Origin of the sequence: Pseudonocardia lacus, from assembly GCF_018531445.1 — a bacterium.
Lineage (GTDB): Bacteria > Actinomycetota > Actinomycetes > Mycobacteriales > Pseudonocardiaceae > Pseudonocardia > Pseudonocardia lacus.
In genome coordinates this window covers 36,728-58,142 of the sequence record NZ_JAHDTH010000007.1, presented here as the reverse complement: position 1 = coordinate 58,142, position 21,415 = coordinate 36,728, and the positions used below count along the sequence as shown (strand labels likewise).

27 protein-coding genes and 3 pseudogenes are annotated in these 21,415 nt (G+C 74.9%); 16 read left to right on the top strand and 14 right to left on the bottom strand.

All coding sequences use genetic code 11. The features are described 5' to 3' along the window. The first annotated feature begins 149 nt into the window (after window positions 1-149). Complete coding sequence (locus KIK08_RS03320) at window positions 150-1,478, top strand: HNH endonuclease signature motif containing protein (RefSeq protein WP_214401460.1); 1,329 nt, start codon at window positions 150-152, stop codon at window positions 1,476-1,478. Window positions 1,479-1,524: 46 nt separating this feature from the next. Here the strand turns inward: KIK08_RS03320 and KIK08_RS03315 are convergent, their stop codons facing one another. Continuing rightward, entirely contained in the window at window positions 1,525-2,706 is a 1,182-nt protein-coding gene (locus KIK08_RS03315) for a CaiB/BaiF CoA transferase family protein (protein ID WP_214401459.1), read from the bottom strand. A 48-nt stretch (window positions 2,707-2,754) separates the two neighbouring features. After that, window positions 2,755-3,705, bottom strand: coding sequence for a LysR family transcriptional regulator (locus KIK08_RS03310; protein WP_214401458.1), 951 nt, complete (start codon window positions 3,703-3,705; stop codon window positions 2,755-2,757). A gap of 73 nt (window positions 3,706-3,778) precedes the next feature. On the opposite strand from KIK08_RS03310, the gene KIK08_RS03305 reads away from it, so the two are divergent. The 5 genes from KIK08_RS03305 to KIK08_RS03285 all read left to right on the top strand — a co-directional run bounded on the left by KIK08_RS03305 (window position 3,779) and on the right by KIK08_RS03285 (window position 7,452). Further along, on the top strand, window positions 3,779-4,735 hold the full coding sequence (locus tag KIK08_RS03305; RefSeq protein WP_214401457.1) for a DMT family transporter: 957 nt from the start codon (window positions 3,779-3,781) through the stop codon (window positions 4,733-4,735). Then, window positions 4,732-5,247 carry an SRPBCC family protein gene (locus KIK08_RS03300; protein ID WP_308257357.1) on the top strand — a complete coding sequence of 172 codons (516 nt, stop codon included), beginning with the start codon at window positions 4,732-4,734 and terminating at the stop codon, window positions 5,245-5,247. Before KIK08_RS03305 ends, KIK08_RS03300 begins: the two co-directional genes overlap by 4 nt. A gap of 994 nt (window positions 5,248-6,241) precedes the next feature. After that, window positions 6,242-6,652, top strand: a complete 411-nt coding sequence (locus KIK08_RS03295) for a lysylphosphatidylglycerol synthase transmembrane domain-containing protein (RefSeq protein ID WP_214401490.1) — start codon at window positions 6,242-6,244, stop codon at window positions 6,650-6,652. Beyond that, window positions 6,630-7,094, top strand: coding sequence for a pyridoxamine 5'-phosphate oxidase family protein (locus KIK08_RS03290; protein ID WP_214401456.1), 465 nt, complete (start codon window positions 6,630-6,632; stop codon window positions 7,092-7,094). Before KIK08_RS03295 ends, KIK08_RS03290 begins: the two co-directional genes overlap by 23 nt. A gap of 88 nt (window positions 7,095-7,182) precedes the next feature. Continuing rightward, a complete protein-coding gene (locus KIK08_RS03285; protein WP_214401455.1) occupies window positions 7,183-7,452 on the top strand; it encodes a three-helix bundle dimerization domain-containing protein in 270 nt (89 codons plus the stop codon). A 62-nt stretch (window positions 7,453-7,514) separates the two neighbouring features. Here the strand turns inward: KIK08_RS03285 and KIK08_RS03280 are convergent, their stop codons facing one another. The 7 genes and pseudogenes from KIK08_RS03280 to KIK08_RS03255 form a co-directional block, all read right to left on the bottom strand. Then, window positions 7,515-7,895, bottom strand: a complete 381-nt coding sequence (locus KIK08_RS03280; RefSeq protein ID WP_214401454.1) for a hypothetical protein — start codon at window positions 7,893-7,895, stop codon at window positions 7,515-7,517. 109 nt (window positions 7,896-8,004) lie between these two features. After that, window positions 8,005-8,379 carry a hypothetical protein gene (locus tag KIK08_RS03275; protein WP_250556199.1) on the bottom strand — a complete coding sequence of 125 codons (375 nt, stop codon included), beginning with the start codon at window positions 8,377-8,379 and terminating at the stop codon, window positions 8,005-8,007. Window positions 8,380-8,392: 13 nt separating this feature from the next. After that, window positions 8,393-8,557, bottom strand: a pseudogene (locus tag KIK08_RS42180) (PspC domain-containing protein); the annotation flags it as partial. Between the two features lie 175 nt (window positions 8,558-8,732). Beyond that, window positions 8,733-9,026 carry a CBS domain-containing protein gene (locus tag KIK08_RS03270; RefSeq protein ID WP_214401452.1) on the bottom strand — a complete coding sequence of 98 codons (294 nt, stop codon included), beginning with the start codon at window positions 9,024-9,026 and terminating at the stop codon, window positions 8,733-8,735. Beyond that, window positions 9,023-9,517 (bottom strand): nitroreductase/quinone reductase family protein, encoded by a 495-nt coding sequence (locus KIK08_RS03265; RefSeq protein ID WP_214401451.1) that lies wholly within the window; start codon window positions 9,515-9,517, stop codon window positions 9,023-9,025. Before KIK08_RS03265 ends, KIK08_RS03270 begins: the two co-directional genes overlap by 4 nt. Continuing rightward, window positions 9,514-10,017 (bottom strand): universal stress protein, encoded by a 504-nt coding sequence (locus KIK08_RS03260; protein ID WP_214401450.1) that lies wholly within the window; start codon window positions 10,015-10,017, stop codon window positions 9,514-9,516. The genes KIK08_RS03265 and KIK08_RS03260 overlap by 4 nt, the downstream gene beginning before the upstream one ends. Before the next feature lie 121 nt (window positions 10,018-10,138). Further along, window positions 10,139-10,423, bottom strand: a complete 285-nt coding sequence (locus KIK08_RS03255; RefSeq protein WP_214401449.1) for a hypothetical protein — start codon at window positions 10,421-10,423, stop codon at window positions 10,139-10,141. A gap of 182 nt (window positions 10,424-10,605) precedes the next feature. Between KIK08_RS03255 and KIK08_RS03250 the strand changes: the two genes are divergently transcribed. Further along, a complete protein-coding gene (locus tag KIK08_RS03250) occupies window positions 10,606-11,292 on the top strand; it encodes a CBS domain-containing protein (RefSeq protein ID WP_214401448.1) in 687 nt (228 codons plus the stop codon). 29 nt (window positions 11,293-11,321) lie between these two features. Beyond that, window positions 11,322-12,146, top strand: coding sequence for a universal stress protein (locus tag KIK08_RS03245; protein WP_214401447.1), 825 nt, complete (start codon window positions 11,322-11,324; stop codon window positions 12,144-12,146). A gap of 49 nt (window positions 12,147-12,195) precedes the next feature. Here KIK08_RS03245 and KIK08_RS03240 read toward each other — a convergent pair whose 3' ends face one another. After that, window positions 12,196-12,594, bottom strand: a complete 399-nt coding sequence (locus tag KIK08_RS03240) for a hypothetical protein (RefSeq protein ID WP_214401446.1) — start codon at window positions 12,592-12,594, stop codon at window positions 12,196-12,198. A 140-nt stretch (window positions 12,595-12,734) separates the two neighbouring features. Here KIK08_RS03240 and KIK08_RS03235 point away from each other — a divergent pair, with 140 nt between their 5' ends. The 3 genes from KIK08_RS03235 to KIK08_RS03225 are packed head-to-tail and all read left to right on the top strand — an operon-like array spanning window position 12,735 to window position 13,928. After that, complete coding sequence (locus tag KIK08_RS03235) at window positions 12,735-13,070, top strand: alpha/beta fold hydrolase (RefSeq protein ID WP_214401445.1); 336 nt, start codon at window positions 12,735-12,737, stop codon at window positions 13,068-13,070. Between the two features lie 56 nt (window positions 13,071-13,126). Next, the gene (locus KIK08_RS03230) at window positions 13,127-13,438 is read left to right on the top strand and encodes a DUF1876 domain-containing protein (protein WP_408004628.1); all 312 of its coding nucleotides are present in this window, start codon (window positions 13,127-13,129) and stop codon (window positions 13,436-13,438) included. Between the two features lie 40 nt (window positions 13,439-13,478). Next, a complete protein-coding gene (locus tag KIK08_RS03225; RefSeq protein WP_214401444.1) occupies window positions 13,479-13,928 on the top strand; it encodes a hypothetical protein in 450 nt (149 codons plus the stop codon). 32 nt (window positions 13,929-13,960) lie between these two features. Here the strand turns inward: KIK08_RS03225 and KIK08_RS03220 are convergent, their stop codons facing one another. After that, window positions 13,961-14,458, bottom strand: coding sequence for a universal stress protein (locus KIK08_RS03220; protein WP_214401443.1), 498 nt, complete (start codon window positions 14,456-14,458; stop codon window positions 13,961-13,963). Between the two features lie 261 nt (window positions 14,459-14,719). On the opposite strand from KIK08_RS03220, the gene KIK08_RS03215 reads away from it, so the two are divergent. The 4 genes and pseudogenes from KIK08_RS03215 (at window position 14,720) to KIK08_RS03200 (ending at window position 19,970) form a co-directional block, all read left to right on the top strand. Further along, window positions 14,720-15,646 (top strand): universal stress protein, encoded by a 927-nt coding sequence (locus tag KIK08_RS03215; protein ID WP_214401442.1) that lies wholly within the window; start codon window positions 14,720-14,722, stop codon window positions 15,644-15,646. Between the two features lie 13 nt (window positions 15,647-15,659). Further along, the gene (locus KIK08_RS03210) at window positions 15,660-16,676 is read left to right on the top strand and encodes an Acg family FMN-binding oxidoreductase (protein WP_214401441.1); all 1,017 of its coding nucleotides are present in this window, start codon (window positions 15,660-15,662) and stop codon (window positions 16,674-16,676) included. Window positions 16,677-17,480: 804 nt separating this feature from the next. Then, window positions 17,481-18,974: a bifunctional aminoglycoside phosphotransferase/ATP-binding protein gene (locus KIK08_RS03205; RefSeq protein WP_214401440.1), complete on the top strand. Its 1,494-nt coding sequence runs from the start codon at window positions 17,481-17,483 to the stop codon at window positions 18,972-18,974. A 181-nt stretch (window positions 18,975-19,155) separates the two neighbouring features. Then, window positions 19,156-19,970: pseudogene (locus KIK08_RS03200) on the top strand (pyridoxamine 5'-phosphate oxidase family protein). On the opposite strand, the pseudogene KIK08_RS42175 reads toward KIK08_RS03200, so the two are convergent. The 3 genes and pseudogenes from KIK08_RS42175 to KIK08_RS03185 all read right to left on the bottom strand — a co-directional run. After that, window positions 19,936-20,118, bottom strand: a pseudogene (locus tag KIK08_RS42175) (acetate--CoA ligase family protein); the annotation flags it as partial. The pseudogenes KIK08_RS03200 and KIK08_RS42175 overlap by 35 nt on opposite strands. A 43-nt stretch (window positions 20,119-20,161) precedes the next feature. Then, the gene (locus tag KIK08_RS03190) at window positions 20,162-20,446 is read right to left on the bottom strand and encodes an SHOCT domain-containing protein (RefSeq protein WP_408004627.1); all 285 of its coding nucleotides are present in this window, start codon (window positions 20,444-20,446) and stop codon (window positions 20,162-20,164) included. Between the two features lie 245 nt (window positions 20,447-20,691). Further along, the gene (locus KIK08_RS03185; protein WP_214401438.1) at window positions 20,692-20,961 is read right to left on the bottom strand and encodes a hypothetical protein; all 270 of its coding nucleotides are present in this window, start codon (window positions 20,959-20,961) and stop codon (window positions 20,692-20,694) included. Window positions 20,962-21,175: 214 nt separating this feature from the next. Between KIK08_RS03185 and KIK08_RS03180 the strand changes: the two genes are divergently transcribed. Further along, window positions 21,176-21,343, top strand: coding sequence for a hypothetical protein (locus KIK08_RS03180; RefSeq protein WP_214401437.1), 168 nt, complete (start codon window positions 21,176-21,178; stop codon window positions 21,341-21,343). Window positions 21,344-21,415: the final 72 nt, after the last annotated feature.

Here is a 21,415-nt window from a genome sequence, read left to right as displayed (position 1 = left end):
TTTATCGATAGCGTGGTTGCGCTGCGAGCCGTACCCCAGGAGGGGCTCATTTCGCGTGCGCACACACCATTTGCTTGCGCGAAGACTCGCTTGTTGTCCCGCTGCATAAATCCTCGACTCCGAACGTTTGTGCGAGTAGAATCGAAGACATGATCCCGACCGAACTCGCCGCCGCCGGCGACCTCCTCCGCGAGGTCGCCGCGCGTTTACGCGAGAACGATTCCGGGATATCCGACCAGGACAAGATCTCCGGTCTCGCCGCCACCCGGGAACTGTCCCGACTGGTGTCGCAGGTGCAGGTCGAGATCGTGGCCGACCTCAGGCGCAGCGGGGCGTTCGCCGCTGCCGGGCATGCTCGGCCGGAGTCGGCTGTCGCCTCGGTGCTCGGGGTCGACCGTGGGCGGGCACGGGAGATCGTGCGCGCTGCCGAACACGTGACGCCGCAGCACGACGGGCAGGGCGAGGTACTGCCTGCCATGGCCGCCGCATTCCGCGCGGGGGCCGCGAGCCTGGAGCAGGTCGACCGGATCGCCCAGCTCGCCGACTCGACTGCGGCGCGGCGACTTCCGGCCGATGCCTGGGCCGGGATCGAAGAGCAGATCGCCGCCGCCGCGGGCACCAGCACCACCCGCGAGCTGGCCAAGTACGGCACCGAACTGGTGCACGCCTACGACCGGGTCGATTCCGACGAGGACCGGGAGCCGGTGCAGGTCAACGAACTGCACCTGACCCCACTACCCGGTGGTGGCGGGAAGATCCACGGGATCATCGAAGACCCGGTCCGGTTCGCTTCGATCGCCGCCGTGATCGACGCCAAAGCCGCGCCGCGGACCGCGGAAGACCAGCGCACCGGCCCCGAGCGGGCCGCCGACGCGCTGGCCGAGGTGTGCGGGTTCGTCGCCGACCACGGCGACAAGACCCTGCCCAGCACCGGCGGATGGCGCCCGCACCTGCTGCTCACCGTCGAGTTGAGCGATCTGGAGAACCGGGCCCAGGCCGCCTGCCTGGACTTCGGCGGCCACCTCGACCCGGCCGGGCTGCGGATGCTGTGCTGCGACGCCGCGGTCACCCCGATCGTCATGAACGGCACCGGGAAACCCCTCGACGTCGGACGCACCCAGCGGATCATCCCACCGGCCATCCGGAAGGCCATCACCGCCCGGGACCGCGGATGCGCCCACCCCGGATGTGACCGACCACCGAGCTGGTCGGAGATCCACCACATCCGCGAATGGTCACAAGGCGGAGCCACCCGGGTCGACAACCTGGTCATGCTGTGCCGGCTGCATCACCGCGAAATCCATTCCACCGCCTGGACGGTGAAAATCGCGGCCGACGGACTACCGGAGTTCATCCCTCCCGCCTGGGTCGATGCAAATCGCACACCACGCCGGCATCCGAGAATCGCACCGGATCCGGATCCACCGTGCCCGATTCAGGCCGAGCCCGCTCGGAGGCTCACCCATGCCGGTCGCTGAGTTGTGGGGCGCGTGCACCCACCAATCCTCGGAGCCCGAGCCCGCGCTACACGATCCGCGCCTCCCGCAAGGCGCTCACCTCATCGACGCCGTAGCCCAGCTCCGCCAGGACCTCGTCGGTGTGCTCGCCCAACTGTGGCGCCCGCCCGCGGATCACACCCGGGGACGCCGACAGCACGGTCGGGAACCTCGCCAACGGCACGGGGGTGGCGGCGGTCGGGTACTCGACGGGCTCGAACACGCCGATCTGGTCGACGTGGGGCAGGTCGAGCACCTGGCGCGGGGAGAGCACCGGGCCGCCGGGGACCTTGTGCCGCTCCATCTCCGACAGGCACTGCTCGGTGGTGCGGTCGGCGCACCACGCGCCCATGTAGGCCGACAGGGCCGCGCCGTTCTCGCCGCGGGCCAGGTCGTCGGTGAAGCGGTCGTCGTCGACGAGGTCGGGGCGGCCGATCATCGTCGCCCAGCGGGCGAACTGGGAGCGGCCGACGACGAAGCACATCACCCAGCCGTCGCGGCTGCGGTGCACGTCGACCGGGCCCGCGGTCTGGCCCCGGTTGTGGGAGGTGACGCGGTCGAGGCCGAGCATCGCCTCCTCGATGAGGGTGCCGCTGTTCCAGGTCAGGGCCGTGCGCAGCAGCGCGGCCTCGACGAGCTGGCCCTCCCCCGTGCGCTCGCGGTGCATCAGGGCGGCCAGCGTCGACAGCGCGGCCAGGGCGGCGGTCGAGAAGTCGACGTAGGGCACCCACGCGCGGGAGGGGCTGCCCTCGGGGCCGGTCAGGTGCATGTTGCCCGACGCGGCCTGGGCGAGGCCGTCGAAGCCCACCTTGTTGCTCCAGTCGCCGCCGGAGCCGAAGGCGTTGACCGTGGTCAGGATGATGTCGGGCTTGATCGCCTTCAGCGAGGCGTGGTCCAGGCCCATCGTCGTGAGGGTCTTCGGGGGCAGGTTGGCGACCACCACGTCCGCCGTGCGCACCAGCCGCTCGACGACCGCCCGGCCCCGCGGCGCGACCACGTCCAGGGTGAGGCAGCGCTTGCCCCGGTTGCACTGCAGGAACGTCGCGCCCACGCCGTCCTCGGTGACCGGGGCCACCCAGCGGTCCTCGCCGCCGCCCACCCGTTCCACCCGGATGACGTCGGCGCCGAGATCGGCGAGCAGCGCGGCGCAGTACGGGCCCGCGATGAAACGGCCCAGGTCGACGACCCGGATTCCGTCGAGTACTGCCACGTCGTCGACCCACCCCATCGTCGTCGGCCCCGCTCCCGGGTTCGACGTCTACCCGTTCGGGTCTCCACGATCAACACCGGCGCCTGTTGGGAGCAACGCGACCTGGTCCGTCGTGGCGGCCAGGAAGGCGGTCAGCGCGGGGGCCGCCGGCCCGTCGCGGGTGACGACGACCAGGCGCCGGCGCACGTCGACCTCGGCGACCTCGCGGACCGCGACGGTCGGGTCGCCGGTCGGCAGGGTCAGCTCGGGCAGCAGCGCGACGGCGCCGGTGCGCCGGACCAGCTCCAGCTGGACGTCGGCGTCGTTGGAGCGGTGGCGCACGTCGGGCTCGTAGCCGCCCAGCGACCGGCACGTCCCGACGACCATGTCGTGGTGGCCCGTGCCCGCGTCGGACGCGGCCCACACGTCGTCGCGCAGCGCGGAGACCGCGACGGGGTCCCCGGCCGCGGCCAGCGGGTGCGCGGTCGGCAGCACCAGCCGCAGCGGTTCCTCGTGCAGCAGCGCGAAGCGCAGCCCGGGTGGGCGGGGGCGCGGGTGGCCGTCGTACTCGTCGCTGATGACCACGTCGACCGCGCCCAGCCGCAGCTCGGGCAGCGCCTGCTCCAGCTCGGTCTCCGAGACCTCCGTGCGCACCAGGGGGTACTCGGCCATCAGCCGGGCCACGACGGGCACCAGGATGTGGCGCGTGGCCGACTGCAGGCCGCAGGCGCGTACCGTGCCGCGCACGTCGCCGGCCAGCGCGGCCAGGTCGGCGGCGGCCGCCTCGGCCGCGGCCAGCAGGGTCCGCGCGTGCCCGGCCAGCAGCAGCCCGGCGTCGGTCAGCCGCACGCCGCGGCCGGCCTTCTCCAGCAGCCGCTCGCCGACCTCCTTCTCCAGCACCGCCAACTGCTGGGAGACCGCCGACGGGCTGTAGCCCAGCGCGGCGGCGACCGCGCCGAGCGTGCCGCGCTCCCGCAGCTCGTGCAGCAGTCGCAGTCGGCGCAGGTCGAAGCTGACCATCCACAGATGCTAACCATTCACCTCCACTTATCGTCACTGGACGTGGAGCTTTCCGCCGCTGATGCTCGGCGGCATGGGAGCCGCTCTGTGCCTGCTGTCCGCGGCGTGCTTCGGGGCGATGGCCGTGTTCGGCAAGCTCGCCTACGCCGAGGGCGTCTCCCCCGATGCCCTGGTCCTGGTGCGGTTCGCACTGGCCGCAGTGCTGCTCGCGGTGCTGCTGGTCGTGCGCCCGGGTCTGCGCGCGATGCCGACGGGCACCCGGACCCCGCGCGGCCGCGCGGCCATCGGGGTGCTGGCCACGGCCTTCGCGCTGGGAGCGGTCGGGTACGCCACCCAGGCCAGCCTGTACTTCGCGGCGCTCGAACGGATGGGCGCCTCGCTGCTGTCGCTGATCTTCTACAGCTACCCGCTGCTGGTCACCCTGGGGGCGGTGCTGCTGGGCCGCGACCGCCTGACGGCGGGTCGGTGCGCGGCGCTGGCGGCCGCGTCCGGCGGGCTCGTGCTCGTGCTCGCCGGCGCGGGCGGGCTGGACGTCGACCCGGTGGGCGCCGCGCTGGGCTTCGGCACGGCGCTCGCCTACACCGTCTACATCCTCGTCGCGGACGGCGTGGTCGGCCGGTTGCCGCCGGTGCTGCTGGCGGCGCTGGTGATGACCGGGGCCGCGGTCACCCTCACCGTGCGCGGCCTGGTGACCGGCGGCATCGACCTCGGCTTCGGGCCGGCGGCGTGGTTCTGGCTGGCCTGCATCGCGGTCGTGTCGACGGTGGTGGCGATGCTGGCCTTCTTCGCCGGGCTGCGCCGGGTCGGCCCGTCGTCGGCGGCCATCCTGTCGACCTTCGAGCCCGTCGTGACGACGGCGCTGGCGACGCTGGCGCTCGGTGAGTTCCTCACCCCGGTGCAGGTGCTCGGCGGCCTGCTGGTGCTGTCCTGCGTCGCGATCGTGCAGGGGCTGCGGCCGGCCGGCCGCGACCCGGCGGCGGCCGATCACCGCTGCGCCGCCCGCGATCACGTGGCAGTGTCACGCCGGTGACCGAGGCACCGCACGACCAGACAGCGCAGCGCGAGCGCATCGAGGTGTCCCGCACGATCCCGGCCGGGCCAGCGGCCGTGTTCGCGGTGCTGCGCGACCCGCAGGGCCACGTCGACATCGACGCCTCGGGGATGCTGATGGACGCCACCGGCGAGCCGGTCTCGGCCGTGGGTGACCAGTTCGTCGTGCACATGGACCGCGAGGCCCTCGGCGACTTCCCCGAGCTCGGCACGTACGACGTGACGGTGAGCATCCGCACCTACGAGCAGGACCGCGAGATCGCCTGGACCATCGTCGGCGTCGCGCGGCCGCCGATCGGGCACGTCTACGGCTACCGGCTCGAACCCGTCGAGGGCGGCACGCTGGTCACGCAGTACTACGACTGGTCGGAGATCTCCCAGCGGTGGCGCGAGCGCGGCATCTTCCCGATCATCTCCGAGGCGTCGCTGAAGGCCACGCTGGGAATCCTCGACCGGACGGTGCGCCGCCGGGGCGGGTGGATGGTGCACTGAGCAGCGCACCATCGCCGCAGGTCCGAGGGCTTCGTGACCGTCGGAGCCGGGCCTGCGGTCGAGTCGACGTCCATGATCGTCGACGACACCGACCACAGATCGAACATGCAATTCAGGTCGCTCCGTGATCTGCACTCGAGCGTCGACGACTACAGACGATGCTCCGGACATCTTGCGACATCTGCCATATCTGACCAGCGGTTTCCGCGCTCTCGTGCCACAGATGTGCCACAAGACCGTCGACTGTGGACCGAGAGTCCGCGATCGGATCCCTGCCAGAGTTGACGCCGTCCCGATCGGGCTGGTGAATCCGCTTACCCGAGGGCGCGAGCATGTCGCTCAAGCTCGGTCCCGCCGCGACCAGACCGCCTACCACAACGTGAACTACTTCTGCCCCGCTCCGTCGGGGCCCACCACGGGTCGCCTCGACCGCCAGCACGGCCAGCGGCTCGACAACCGACACCACCAGCGACTCCCGGACGTTCCTCCGCGGCCTGCGCCAAAGCGGTTCAGGCCTCGGCGAACCGGCCCACCATCTCGGAGCACGTGTCAGGTGCCGCTCTGAAGGCCGGCGGCAGGGCCCCGACAACGCAGCCGCCACACGGTCGTCCGGCATGGCCACGTGCCGCCTGCCAGCCCAGGGCCTCGGCCGTAAGGGGTGCGGGACCGGCTCGGCGTTGCCGCCGCACGTCATGCTCTCCGTGGCCCTGCTGGTCTCGATCCCCCTGCACGGCGCCGATCACGGCGACCTCTACGTCGGCGCGGCCACCGCCGGCGCCGCGCTGATCGCGGTGGCGTGCGGTGTCGTGGTCGTGCTCACCCGGGCAGGGGTCCCGGACGCGGCGCGGTGTGCGGCGGTTGGCCTCGTGGATCCCGCGCGTCGACCCGCAGCGGGTCGAGGACGTGGTCGTGCGGGAGGCCGAGCAACCTGCGGGCACTGGGCAGCGACCCGGCGCGGCTGGCCGTGGCGTGCGGGTGGGGCGCGGCCAACTGACTGCTCGACGCGGCGGCGCTCGGCGTCGTCCTGGCCGGGACCGGCCACCCGGCCGATCCGCTGGAGCTCTTCGTCGCCTACGCCCTGCCCGGGGTCCTGGGCGTGCTGCCCCTGACCCCGGGCGGCATCGACGTGGTCGAGGGCGTCCTGGTGCCCGCGCTGGTGGGGTTCGGGACGCCGCTGGAGGCGGCCGCGGTCGCGGTGCTGGGGTGGCGGTTGGTCAGCTACTGGGCGCCGATCCCGGTCGGTGCGCTGGCCTGGCTCACCCTGCGCCACCGGGCGCCCGCTCCCGGGCGCGGCCGGTGGACGACCCGGACAGGGCCAACGCCGCTCGCCCGCGGGACCTCCGACACCGGTCCCGGATCGGGGACGACCCGACCATGGCGGGATGCAGATGCTCAACCACCATGACCCCGGAGGGCGTGAGCTCGTGGACCTCGACCGGGCCGAGTGCCTGCGCCTGCTCGGCTCGCGCCGCATCGGGCGGGTCGTGTTCACCGAGTCCGCCCTGCCGGCCGCGCAGCCTGTGGCCTACCTCGTCGACGACGAGGAGGTCGTCTTCGCCACCCCGGCCCTGAGCGCGCTGGCCGACGCCACCTGCCACCACGTCGTCGCCTTCGAGGTCGATGAGCTCGATGATCCGACGTGGACGGGCTGGAGCGTGCTGGGGGTCGGCGAGGCCTACGAGATCCTCGAACCGGTCCGCCTGGCCTGGTTGGCCGAGCGGCTCCCGCCACCGTGGACGCCGGGACCCGCGCAGCGGGCGTTCTCCATCCCGCTGCAGCGGTTGACCGGTCGCCGGGTCCGCCGCAGCGCGGCGCCCCGCGACGTGCCGCGGCGGCAGGCGTCCTGATCGTCGTGCTGGGAGGGGGCGGAGGACCCGGACGATCCCGGACCGTCGCCCCTGTCCATCGTGCTGGCAGCGCACCGACCATCGGGGCATGGCCCGCTCCGAGACCGTCACCGGTCCCCGCGCCGCCGGCTCCGCCGATGCAGTCGAGACGGCGGACGAGCCGTCGCGCCGGCTGCTCGCGGAGCTGGTCCGGGACTTCCCCGGGGTCGACGCCACCGTCCTCGCGGCGACCGCCCGCGCGGCGCTCGCGGAGTTCGCCGATGCCCGCATCCACCTCTACGTGCACGTGCTGTCGCTGCGGATCGCCCGCGACCTCGTGCAGACCGGCACCGGAACCCGACCGCTCCCGCGGGCCTGAGCCCCGTCCGGACGGCGCGGGGCCCCGACCCGGCGAACCGGATCGGGGCTCCGGGCGCACCGTCAGACGTGACCGTGCGCCCGTCCCGCCGTCCTCGTGGGCGGCAGGACCGCGGTGTCGACGAGCGTGGCCAGCGCCCAGGTCGCCACGATGGCGATCACGAACACGGCCAGCACGTACTCATTCTCCGTCCACACCGCGGCGACGCCGAGGCCGAACGCACCCACCCCCGTCACCAGGGCGGTGCGGTGCCAGGGCTCGGCGTCGAACGCGGCACGCCCGGCCAGCAGAGCGGCGAGCATGCCGAGGACGAGACCGATGGCGCCCATGCCCCGCGGGTCCTGGACAAGCGGCACGTCCCAGCCCAGCAGGTACCCCACGTACGGCACCACGATGGCGGCGACCAGCACGGTCGCAGCGACGTCCTTTCCGGTGAACCTCATGGTCCTCACCTCCGTCGGACGCCTCCAGCATCCCGCCCGCCACCGATCCGGCCCCGGGGCGAAGGTCCCGTCCCGTGCGGCGCGGAAGTCCTCCGCCCGTGAGATCCCGTCAGGTCGGGCGGTCACCACCGCGGCCGCGGCGGTCGACGCTGTCGATGCTCGCGCCCACCGCCGTCGACACGCTGTCGACCGCCCGGCGGGCGCGCTCGCGGACCTCGGGAGTGCGCAGCCGCTCCCCCAGGCCGCTCAGCACCGCGTCCGCGGCCCGGATCGGACCGCGTCCAGCGGAGGTCGCCGGAGCGGCCCCGTCGGCGGGAACCCGCGCCGGCCGCAACGCGCCGCCGAGCGAGCGCAGCTCCGTGCCGACCGTGCGCCACGCCTCGCGGACGCCGGGCCTGGCCGCACCGCCGGCCGACGGAGCCGGGCGGGCTGCCGTCGCTCCGGACCGTGGGATGAGGACCCAGGCGATGACGTAGGCCACCACCACCGACCCCCCCGCTGACGACCAGCAGCGCGATCGCGGCCAGGCGGACCAGTGCGACGGCCACACCGGTGCGGTCCGCGACCGCGGCGCACACGCCACCGAGGACGCCGTCCGGCGGACGGCGCAGCGGGGGCCTGGGCGAGGGAGCGGAACTCGCGGTACTCCTGTCTTCGGACATGGGTCCACGCTGCCGCGGCACCGGACGGGCGCACAGGGCCGAAGGACCCGCCACCGCCTCCGGCGAGGGGTCTTCCGACCCGGTCGCACGCGTCGAGCGGCCCTGGGGCCGCGCGCGAGATCATCCCCTACGTCCCCATCGCCTCGACGGTTCGCACCGGGGTGTCGATCCTCAGCTACCGCGACCGCGTGGTGTTCGGCGTCACCGGCGACCACGACAGCGCCGGTGACGTCGACGTGCTGGCCCGCGGCCCACCGATCGTGCGCGGCCGGGCGCCGCGGCGCCCGCTCAGGGGGTCCTCCAGCAGGTCCGACTCGCCGACGACGCCCAGCAGCCGGTCGTGGTCGTCGACGACCGGCAGCAGGATGAACCCGTGCCGGGCGAGCAGGTCCGCGGCCTGCGCCGCCGACCATTCCTCGCGCACGCTCAGCACGGGGGTCGTCATGACGTCCTTCACGCGCGGCGTCACCGCGCACCTCCCTCGGATCGTCCACGGTTCGCGGCGCCCGCACCGGAGCGGTCCGGCGCCAGATCGACCCGCACGAGCAGCAGCCGCTTGGCCACGGCGTGCATCCCGGCCTCGTCGGTGGCCCGCATCGTCCGGGCCGCCGCGGGGAACCGCCGCAGCCAGACCCGCAGGCCCTGCTCGGCGAGGTCCGGTTCGACGCCGCCGTCGACGGCGCGCCCCCACCCCGGGCGGCGGATCCCGCACAAGTGAAGCTCGACCGGTGCGGCAGTGGTCAGGTTGCGCCACCAGGTCTTCGCGGGGTGGTCACCGACCAGGACCCACAGCGCGTCGCCGTCGCGGGCGTACTGCACCGGCAGCCGGTAGCGCCTGCCCGTCCGACGGCCGGTCACGGTGAGCAGCAACAGCGAGCGCCCCAGAGCTCCGCCGCGCTGGGTCCGCAGCAGCACGTCCACCAGGCCGTTGACCGCACGGCCGCTCCAGGCCGGAGTCATCGCGACCGACCCGCCGCCGCGGCGACGACGGGCGTCGATCTGTCCGCCGTCGGGCGCAGCGGCACGACGGTCACCGGGCAGGTCGCGTGCAGCACGCAGTGCAGCCCGACCGAGCCGAGCACAGCGCTTGCCACCGCACCACGTCCACGGTGCCCGATCACGAGCAGTTCGGCTCCGCGCGAGCGGTCCACCAGGACAGCTCCCGGCCGGCCGACGATGCCCATGACGTCGTAGGGCACCTGCCGCGCCGCGCCGCCCATCTCCGCCAGGACCTCGCCGACCTTGCGGCGCAGGCGCGTCTCGATGCCGATCGTCATCTCGCCCGCGCTGGGTCCGGTGATCGGCCGTGAGCCCTCGAACCAGGTCTCGGGTCGCTCGTACGCCTGGACCGCGACGAGCGCGGCGCCGCGGAGCGCGGCCTCCGCGGCGGCGTGGCGCACCGCGGTCAGAGAGTTCGGCGAGCCGTCCACACCCACTACGACCGTTCGCTGCGCGGTCATCGCGACCTCCTCCTGGGTTCTCGGTGCCACGATGCCCCGCAGGTGGCGGCGGGACATGAGGCGCAGGACCCGCCAGCGCGGGCACCTCGTCACCCCTCGAGCGGCCCTCCACGCGCACGGCTCATCGCTCTGCGGGGTAACGGGCGAAACCGGCGACGGCCAGGACGCGCCGGGCGACGTCGGTCAGGACGTCCAGCGGCCCTGCGCTCGGCGGGCAGCAGCGCGCCGCAGTCCAGGGCCCCGGACCGAGGTCGTGCTCACCCAGATCCGCCGGCTGGCCGACCGGGGTTTGGCCGTGCTTGTCATTTCGCACAACCTGAACGACGTCTTCCGGGTCTCCGACCGCGTCGCGGTGCTGCACCTCGGGCGGATGGTCGGGGTGCACCCGACCGGCGAGCTCACCCAACGCGCAGTGGTCGACCTGATCACCCTGGGCAGCTCCGCCCAGCTGGCGCCGGGTGCCCGCTGGCCGCGTCCGGGGTCGCGGCTGACCGCACGCGGTGCCGGCCGGGCCGGAGGGCGGACGGCCCCCGCGGTCCCGGACCGACGACCCTGCCCGGTCACCGGGCCCGGGGCGACCATGCGGTCATGCGAAACGCCACTGTCGCCCACGTCATGACCACCACCGTCCGCACCGCGCGCCCCGCGATGCCGATCAAGGACCTGGCTCGGTCGCTCGCCCGGTACGGACTCAGCGCCCTGCCCGTGCTCGACGCCGACGACCGGGTCGTCGGGATGGTGTCCGAGCGCGATCTGCTGTCCAAGCAGGCCCGCCCGCTGACCGATCCCGCCCGCTGGTGGCAGCGCCGTCGGACCCGCGCCGAGGTCCGCCGGGCCCGGGGCGACACCGTCGGCGACGTGATGACCGCGCCCGCGCTCACCATCCGGCCCACTGCCCTCCTCGCCGAGGCCGCGGACCTGATGGTCCGCCACGAGGTCAAGCACCTGCCCGTGCTCGACGACGGCCGGCTGGTCGGCGTGATCAGCCGCGGTGACCTCGTCCGGCGCTTCCTGCGCAGCGACGCCGACATGCGCCGGACGGTCGTCGAGGAGGTGTTCGTGCACATCCTGCTGGCCGATGCGAACGCGGTGCGTGTGTCCGTCGACCACGGGATCGTCGTGCTGGCCGGCCAGCTGCAGCGCCGCAGCGAGGTCGAGATCGCCGAGCGCCTGGTCCGCCGGATGGACGGCGTCGTCGACGTCACCAACGAGCTGGTCTACGCCCTGGACGACGGGGGCGTGAACGATCGACCGCCGGTGCTGCACCGGCGGTGACGGCCAGGCGAGGGAGAGGAGGTACGAGGATGCGCACACCCCGTGGTGCCGTCGTCGTCGGCGTCGAGGACGCACCGGACGCGCGGCTGGCAGTGCGCTGGGCCGCCGACGAAGCCGACCGCCGCGCCGCGCCGCTGCACCTGGTGCACGCCCTCGACGTCGGCTACCGCGAGCTCCCGCCCACCACCCGGGAGTACCGCCGGCTGCGCCACCGCGGCGAACGGGTCCTCGACTCGGCCCGCGCAGTACTGCCGTTCGGGTTCTCCCGACCGGTGTCGTCGGAGATCGACGACCAGCCCGCCGCACCGGCGCTGGTGAGCGCGTCCGGCGACGCCCTGCTGACCGTCGTCGGCGCGCGAGCGCACTCGATCGGCTACGAACTGCTGGTCGGCTCGGTGAGCCTGCACCTGGCCCACCACGCGGCGTCCCCGCTCGTGGTCGTGCGCGAGTCGGCCGACCCGGTTGCCGCGCGGGTCGTCGTCGGGGCGGACGGGTCGCCCGGCGCGGAGACGGCCCTGCGCTTCGCGCTGGAGGCCGCCGCCCGCGAGGGGCTGACCGTCACCGTGCTGCACGGCACGAGCGGCCGCCCCGGCGCCGTCGATCAGGAGCAGGCGAAGCGCGAGGAGGCGATCGCCGCTGCCGTGGCGACGTGGTCGGCGAAGTACCCGGAGGCCTCCGTGAGCGTGCGGGTCGAGCCGCGGCACCCGGCACGGCTGCTGACCGACGCGTCCGCCCACGCCCGGCTGCTGGTGGTCGGCTCGCACGGGCGCGGTGTCCTCGGTGGGCAGCGCCTCGGCCCGGTCGGGCAGGCGGCCCTGCACCACGCCCGCTGCCCGGTCGCGTTCACCCGCTGACCGGGTCGGCGGGACGGCGCTGACCAACGGGACGGCGCTGACCGACCGGTCAGCGTCGTCCCACCGGGTACCGGGTCTCGACCTGCAGCAGCCGCACCACCGAGGGCAGCACCAGCATCCACAGCGGCACCAGGACCCAGATCCGACCCGCCGTGAGGTCGTAGTCCGCGAAGACGGCGGACCAGCTCAGCCCTTCGACGAGGCGCCCGAAGCCGACCTCGAAACCCAGCGTCAGCGCCACCCAGACCCCGCCGATGGCCCACGCCGCGCCCGGACCCCGGATGGGCCAGCGGTGGTGCAACCACCACGCCCAGGACGTGAGCACCACGAGCAGCAGCAGCGTGGCCAGCCTGCGGGCAGCCTGCTCGCCGAGCAGCGGCTGGGTGACCAGCTGCCGCAGTGTCCCGTTGAGCAGGGCCACCACCAGCAGCGCCGACCAGCCCGCCACCCACGCCAGCTCGGCGAGCTGCTGACCGACTTGCGGCGGCGCCGCTACGGCGCCCGCGGCACGGTGACGGCCACGCTGCGGCTGCGCGGGTCGACCCGTCGCAGCTGCCGACGGGGCTGGTCGAGCGTTCCGTCGCGCTGGTGGAGGACCGCGACGACGTCGCCGGCATGGAGCGGGCTTTCCTGTCCGCCACCCGGTCGCTGTTGTGGGCGCTGCTGCGCTCGGGCGTGTACCACGCGGCGATGTCCTCGATCGCCGTGCCGGTGCTGCTCGTGCACGGCGACCGGGACCGGCTCGTGCCGGTCGCCGCGGCGCGGGCGGTGGCCCGGCGGCACCCGGCGTGGCGGTATGTGGAGCTGCGCGGTGTCGGGCACGTGCCCCAACTGCAGGTGCCCGACCTGCTCGCCGAGCACCTGCTGGAGTGGCTCGCCGACGCTCCCGAGGCCCCCGACTCGCACCGCAGCGCCGGTGCCTAACGGTCCCGGTGTCGTGGGCCCAAGGACCGCTCCCGCGCCGCCGGGACGGCGGGACCATGCGGTCCCGACCACTCCGACCGCAGTTCGACCACCAGGAGGACGCCATGATCGAGGCCAAGCGGTGGAACATCGTGATCACCATCGACGAGCACGACGGCCGCACGCGGGCCACGGCCCGCCTGCGCACCCGTGACGGCGAGCGGGTCGGCGTCGGCCTGGCCCGGTGCAACCCCGCCGACCACGAGGTGCCCGAGATCGGCGACGAGCTCGCGGTCGCGCGAGCGCTGACCGACCTCGGCGACCAACTGCTGGGCGCGGCGGCCGCCGACATCGGCGAGAACACCCACGAGGGCGACGTCCACGTGTGACCGACCGGTCCGGGGCGAGGAGAGCGACGAGGAGGTCATCATGACTGTCCCGGGCCGCGGGACGATGCGCGAGCGGACGAGCTCGGGCCGGCGGATCGGTTCGCTGCTGCTCGTGGTGCTGAGCGCGGTGACGCTGGTCGCCGTGCACGTCTGGCCGGGGTGGACCGCCGTGCCGTTCCTGACGCCGGCCACCACGCAGGTGCTCGGCGTGTTCACCGGGTCGCTGGTCCTCACGATGGTCGTGCAGGCGCTCGACGCCCTGATCGACGGTCCCCGGCTGCGCGCAGCGGGTGACGTCGCGACCTCCGCCATGGGGGTGGTCGTGGCCGCGCGGGTGTGGCAGGTGTTCCCGTTCCGGTTCGACCCCGCGGGCTTCGACTGGGCGGTCGTCGTGCGCGTGCTGCTCGTGCTCGGGATGGTCGGCGCAGCGATCGGCGTGCTGACCGCCGGAGTGGTGCTCGCCCGGGGCGGCGGCACCGACCGCACCTGACAGCGGAACGGCCGGTCCCGGCCGGTCGCCGGTCAGGCGCGCGCGGCGGCGGTGTCGGTACCCGCCGCCACCGCGGCGTCACCGTTGGGCCGCACCACGGTCACCGGGCAGGTGGCGTGCAGAACGCAGTGCAGGCCGACCGAGCCCAGCAGCGCGCTGGCCAGCGCACCGCGCCCGCGGTGCCCGACGACGAGCAGGTCGGCGTGCGCGGCCGCGGCCGTCAGCACGTCACCGGGGACGCCGGTGTGCACCTCGACCGAGGCGTCGACCTTCACTGCCAGGTCGGGGTGCGCTTCGAGGAGCTCGCGCAACTGCTCCTGCGCCCCGATCCGCACCCTCTCCAGCACCTCGGCGAGGGACGGCGACGCGGTGATGCCGTACTCGAGTGACCAGACCTCGGGCTGCGGCGCCGCGGCGACCGCCAGCAGGCGCGCTCCCCGGCGAGCGGCGTCGGCCAGGGCGTGCTCCGCCGCTGCCCGCGACCCAGGCGATCCGTCGATCCCCACCACGACCAGGCCGGTGCGGTCCATCTCCGCGCTCCCTCCACGTCCGCCGACGCCCCGGTCCACCGGGACAGCGCCACGGTGGCGCACCCGGCTCGCCCGCACGACGGGCGGAAGTCCCGGATGCACGCGGCCGGTGGTCCCGGGTCCGGTGCGCGGGCAGCGCGGGGCCGCGGCGACGGGGCCGCCGAAGGGACTCACGGCCCGCGGGTCCGGGCCCTGCGGACCTGCCGGGGGGCGGCGCGGCGGCCGATGCTCGGACCCGACCGAACCGGAAGGAGGTCGGCCGTGCAGACCACGTCCCGTCCTGAGCGACGCAACACCCCCCAACCTCCCGGCCCCGCTGACAAGATCGTCGTCGGTGTCGACGGCGGCCGCGGTGCGCTCGACGCCGTGCGTTGGGCCGTCGTCGAGGCCGGCGCCCGCGGTGCCGCGCTGCGCATCGTGCACGCCGCGCCCTACGCGGTGGACGGCGACCGCCACGCGGCCGCGCGGGTCCGGTCGATCCTGGGCGTGGCCTACACGGTCGCGCGCCGGACCGCACCCGACGTCGAGGTGTCCACGGCCTCCTCGCCCGCGGGACCGGCCGATGCGCTGGTCGCCGCGGCCGAGACGGCGCAGCTGCTGGTCGTGGGCATCCCGCACCGCCCGGACCAGTCGTCCTACGACGTCCTGCCGACCTCGGTGGCGTTCGCCGTTGTCGGCCACACCTCGTGCCCGGTCGCCGTGGTGCGCGGTCGGACCCGCAGCGGGTCCGAGCCCGTGCTCGTCGGCGTCGACGACCCGGGGGCCGACGCCGCCGCGCTCGCCGTGGCGTTCGCCGAGGCCGCGCTGCACGGGGTCGGAGTGGTCGTGCTGCAGGCGCGAGCCGGCCTGCGCGAGCACCTACCCGGCCACGCCGCCCACGACGAGGAGCGCACGGCGCACCTGCGCGCGGCGCTCGCCGAGTGGTCGCGGCGGTACCCGCGGGTCGCGGTGGACCTGCGCACACCCGGGGCGGACCCCACCAGCGCCTTGCTCACCGCGGCGCACGCGGCCCGGGTGCTGGTGGTCGGGGCCCGCAGGCGGGGCGCCACCGCCCGCACGCTGTTCGGCTCGCACAGCCGGGCGGTGCTGCGCCACAGCCCGGTCCCGGTCCTGGTCGTCGACCCGGACGTGCGCAGCTCGACACGCTCAGCGGTGCCCGGCTCGACAGCGCCCGCACCGCGGACCTGAAGGAGGAGGGGTCATGAACCAGTACACCGGTCCGGCCGTGGACGAGCGGACCGTCCGCGCGGCCATCGACCTGGCGTCGAGAGCGCCGTCGGTGCACAACAGCCAGCCGTGGCGGTGGGTCGTCGGCCCGCGCAGCGTGCACCTCTACGCCGACCTGCGGCGCTGGCTGCCCGCCACCGACGCCGACGGCCGAGACATGGCGCTGAGCTGCGGCGCGGTCCTGCACCACCTGCGCGTCGCGCTCTCCGCGGCCGGGCTGGCCGCCGAGGTGCACCGACTGCCCAACCCCGACGAGGGCGACCACCTGGCCGCCGTCACGTTGCGGGCGGCGAAGGGCACCGGCGCGGTCGCCGAAGCCGACCTGGGGCTGGCCATCGCCATCTCCGAACGGCGCACCGACCGTCGGCGCTACGGCTCGTGGGACGTCCCCTCCGCCTTCGTCGACGAGATGGTCGCGCGGGCGGCGGAGCAGGGCGCGGTGCTGCGGGTGGTGTCCGACGGCTACTCGCGCCGCGTGCTGCTCGGCGCCATCCGCGACGCCGCCCGCATCCAGGAGAGCGATCCGCGCTACCGCGCGGAGACCGCGGCGTGGACCGGCATGGCCGTCGACGGGCTCGGCGTCCCGCCGCGCAACCTGCTGCGCGACCCGGTCGGCACGGGCGGCGACACCGCCCGCCGGTTCACCCCGGGCACGCTGGACCAGGGCCCGGGCCCCGACGGCGAGGGAGCGGGCGACGGGGCGCTGCTGCTCGTGCTGGGCACCGCGTCCGACGACACCCTCTCGCAGCTGCGGGCCGGTGAGGCCGCCAGCGCGGTGATGCTGCACGCGACCCGGCTCGGTCTGGCGACCTGCCCCCTGAGCCAGCCGCTGGAGGTCGGCGAGACCCGGATCGTGGTCCGCGACCGCGTGCTGGGCGGGACGCTGTCCCCGCAGCTGGTGCTGCGCGTGGGGTGGGCCCCGGGCGGCAAGCCGTTGCCGGCGACGCCGCGGCGTGCCGTCGACGACACCATCGAGCGCATGCCGCGCTGACCGCGTCCGAACGCTCGACGGCTCCTGCCGACCGCGTGGTCGGCAGGAGCCGTGGGTGTGCGGGGTTGGCTGGCGGCAGGTCGTGCGGGCTGGCCACCAGCACCAGCATCGCCTCCGGGTCGAGGTCCGCGCCGCCGCGGGAGAGCAGGGCGCCCACCGCGGCGCGCTCGCCGGGCTCGACCGCGCTGCGCACCCAGGTGGCCTCGGCCTCGGCGGCCCGGCGCAGGTGCGCCCGGATGCCGGGCAGCTCGACGCGCGGGCGCGGCCGGGCCCCGGCCAGGACGGCCTGCAGGGTGCGCTCGGTCGGCGTGGGCGGTGCCTCGGCTCCGTAGCGCAGCACCGCCAGCAGGCTCGGGCGCCGGGTGCGCGGCGCCAACGAGATGACCGGGCGCACGGCGCGCACGACGACCTCCAGGTGCACGGCGAACAGCCCGGAGCCAGCAGCGAGGCGGGTGTCGGGGACCCACAAACCGCCCCCGCCCGCGGTGACCTCGCCATGCACCTCCACCCCGCCGCTGATCGGCTCGATCCACCACCGCTTGGCCCCCGGCACCGCAACGGCCCCGGCGACCGCGGCCCGCATGGCCGCGCTGTCGCCGACGAGGCCACCGACGCCGCCACCGACGCTGCGCCTCACCTGCGAAGGGGTCATCGCGCGAGTGTCCGACCGCCCGCCCGTGCGGTCGACGGCCGGCGGGCCCGGCATCCCCCGCCGTTCGCTCCGACGCGGCGGTGGCCTCCGGCGGCGCCCGACGGGACCTCCGGCCCTGCCGACGGCCCGGGCGCGCGGACGACCCTGGTCGCATGATCGACGCGGTTGTCCGCGAGACCCACGCCGGCCTGGTCCTGCTGGTCGGCGACCTCGCCTACAAGGTCAAGAAGCCGGTGCGGACCGCCTACCTCGACTTCACCACCCCCGCCCTGCGCTCCGCCGCGCTGCGCCGCGAGCTCCGGCTCAACCGCCGCCTCGCGCCCTGGCCCTACCTGGGGATCGCCCACCTGTCTCCCCCGTCGCTCGACGACCGGGACGTCGAGGACCGAGCCGGCGATCCGTACCGCGCTGCCGGGGAGCCCGTGCTGGTCATGCGGCGGATGCCCGAAGACCGGCGGCTCTCCGAGCTCCTGCGCACCGGCGCGCCCGCCGAGGACGCGCTGCGCGCCGTCGCCAGGCTGCTCGTCGCCTTCCACGCCCGCGCTGACCGCAGCGTCGAGATCGACGCCGACGGCGGGCGCGACGCGCTCGCTGCCCGGTGGGAGGCCAACCTCGCCGATATCACCGCTCAACGCGGTACCGTCCTCGCTCCCGGGCTGGTCGACGCCGTCGCCACGGGGGCGCGCCGGTTCCTGTCCGGGCGCGGTCCGTTGCTGGCCGACCGGGTGGCCCGGGGCCGGATCGTCGACGGGCACGGCGACCTGCTGGCCGACGACGTGTTCTGCCTGGACCGCGGTCCGCAGCTGCTGGACTGCCTCGACTTCGACGACCGGCTGCGCCACGTCGACGTCCTGGACGACGCGGCCTTCCTGGTCATGGACCTGGAGCGCCACGACCGGCCCGACCTCGCCGCCGCTTTCCTCGACGCCTACGTCGAGTTCTCCGGCGACCCCGCCCCGCCCGCCCTGCGCCACCACTACGTGGCCTACCGGGCGGGCGTGCGGGCGAAGGTCGCCTGCCTGCGCCACGCCCAGGGCGAGCCGGCCGCGGCCGTCGACGCGGTGGCGCACGCCGAGCTCGCGCTGCGTCACCTGCGCGCGGGCGAGGTCAGGCTCGTGCTGGTCGGCGGGCTGCCCGGGACCGGCAAGACGACGGTGGCGACCGCCCTGGCGGACCGGTTCGGCGCGGTCGTGCTGTCCAGCGACCGGCTCCGCAAGGAGCTGGCCGGGCTCGACCCGGGCTCACCGGCGGGCGCGGGCTACGCGGAGGGCATCTACTCCCCGGCCCGCACGGAGGCGCTGCACGCCGAGCTGCTGCACCGGGCCGAGGTCCTGCTGGGGCGCGGCGAGTCGGTGGTGCTCGACGCGTCCTGGACGTCGGCGACGCTGCGGCAACGCGCGGGTGATCTCGCCCGGCGCACGTCCAGCCGGGAGGTCGAGCTGCGCTGCGAGGCCGACGCAGCGCTGGCGCGGCGGCGGATCCTGGAGCGGACGGGCGGGCCGTCCGACGCGACGCCGGCGATCGCCGCGGCGATGGCGGCCGCGGCCGACCCCTGGCCCACCGCCACCACGATCCCGACCGGGGGGACCGTGGCCGCGGCGGTCGATCGCGCCGCCGCCGCGTGGCGCGACGGCACGGGCGCGTAGGGCCACCGGGCACGGCCGGAGGTCCCGCCCGCGCGGTACCGCTCGGCCCCCTCCGGAGGAGCGCAGCCGGTGACCTTCGGTCCGGTGGATCCGGGCTGTTGCGCAGGCGCGGGGGGGTGCCGCGGCGGGATGGTTCTCCTGCTCGAGGCGGAGCGCAAGGTAGAGCGCGAGGAGCACATCGATGACCATCCGACGCACACCCGAGAACGCCACCTCCGCGGCCGTCGTCCCGGCGAGCGCGGCGGCCCGGTCGCTGGCGGTGCTGCGCATCACCACCGGCCTCGTCTTCCTCTGGGCCTTCCTCGACAAGCTATTCGGCCTCGGCTACGCCACCACCACCGAACGAGCCTGGATCAACGCGGATCCCCCACCAAGGGCTTCCTCAGCAGCGTCGAAGTCGGACCCTTCGACACCACCTTCCAGACCATCGCCGGCACCTGGTGGGCCAACTGGCTCTTCATGCTCGGCCTCGCCGGCGTGGGCATCGCCGTCCTCGGTGAGGCCGCCTGCTGGGCGCTGCTCCCCCGGGCCGGCGTCGGCCGGCTCGCGTGGGTGGCGCCGGACGGCCGCATCCTCGTCGTCCCGGTCAACTACGGGCTCGACGGCCGCACCGTGGTCCTGCGCACCGGCGACACCGACCTGCTCGCCGTGGCCCGTGCGCGGTCGCGGGTCGCGTTCCAGGTGGAGGACATCGAACCCGGCCTGCGCAGCGGGTGGACCGTGCTCGTCGACGGCACCCTCGACGAGGTGGACGACGAGGATCTGGCCGAGCGGCTGGCCCGCCTCGTCGACCCGTGGCGTGGGTGCGCGAGCCGCGCCCCTTCGTCCTGGTGCTCGTCGCGGAGCGGACGAGCGGGCGCAGCATCCACGCGGTCGGCGGCGTCGAGGTCGTCGAGCTGGACCGGGGCTGAGCTGGACCGAGGGCTGAGCGGTCCGCAGCTCGCGGCGGACCCGCCAGGAGTCAGACCGGGAGGGCGCGCAGCCACGGGTCGATGACCGGCGCGGGTTCCACCCGGATCCGCAGGTTTACCGCGACGGGCCCGTCGTCCCGCAGGACCAGCGGGTTCACCTCGGCCTCCGCCACCTTCGGGGACTGCTCGGCCAGCCAGGCCAGCCGGCGGGCGACGTCGCGGACGGCCGCTCGCCGGCCCTGCCCGTGCCCCTGGGCGGGGTTCGAAGGCCCCGCGTCAGGTGCGCGGTCCGGTCGTCCCGGCCGTGCCGTGGCGCAGCACGTCCAGCCGGGCCCGGTACTCGGCCTCGTCGATGCCGCCGCGCGCGAACCGCTCGGCCAGCATCCGCTCGGCGTCGGGCCGTCGGTCCCTGCGCCCGCCGCGGCTCCCGTCCTCCCGAGGCAGCCGCAGCGCCGCCGCCACGACGATCAGCAGTATCACGGCCCAGAACACCAGCGTGCCCGTCATCATGATCACGTTGCCCCAACCGGGCATCCCGTCGATCCAGTGCCTCATCGCCACCGCCTCGCTCCCTCGGTCGGCGGCACCGCGGGCACCGCCGCGCCCCGCACCCGTGAGCCTCCCGCGCCACCCGAGCGTGCCCCAGGGTCGAAGGGCTGACGACAGCCCGACGTCCGACCCGGGACCTCAGCCCAGCGCCGCGACGAGGTACGCAGCGGTGGCCGCGGCCGCCAGCACGAACCGCACCGCGTTCAGCGTCCGGAACCGGCCGCGCAGGGCCCGCCACCCGGGGGCGGCACGTCCGGTCAGCCGACCACTGCGGCGTAGATCGGGAAGTTGGCCCGCACGGTGACCACCAGCGGCGCGAGCGCGAGCAGCACACCGGCCCCGAGCAGCACCGCCCGCACCACGTCCCCGACGACGATGGCCTCGACCAGCGCGGGCACCGGGGCGAGGAACTGCGCCATGGTGATCAGCGTGATCACCGGGTTGCCCTTGGCCGCGGGTAAGAAGGCCCGCATTGCCCGCACGTACTCCTGTGGCGCCGGCGCGCGCCACATCGGGTCCAGCAGCACGACAGGGTCATCATGAGGCCGGCGAACAGCCCGCCGGACAGGATGCCCAGCGCCAGCCCGATCTCCGCGACGGACACCGGCCGCCTCCCCTCCCGATCGTCCCGGCCGCTCAGCTGCCCTCGGGCTCCATCGTGTTCGCGCCCGCCGGGCACCCCACCGCTCGCGCCGTGCCCCACGGCACGTGGCGCTCGTGGATCGCGACGACCGTCGCGTCGTGCGTCGAGCGGTGCCGGACGTCGACCAGGGGTCCGCTGCCGCGGTCGAGAGCACGCGGGTGCGCTCGATGAACTGCTCGGGTGTGTTCGCCTCGGCGCTCACCGCGCTGTCGTCCCCGCCGAGTTGGTCCACCCCGCGCAGGTCGGCGTCGCGGGCCACGGCGTAGGTCCGCAGCCGGTCGTTCCGGTTGATGATCAGGTGGTCGTTGTCGGGCGGCACCCCACCGTTGGCGACCACG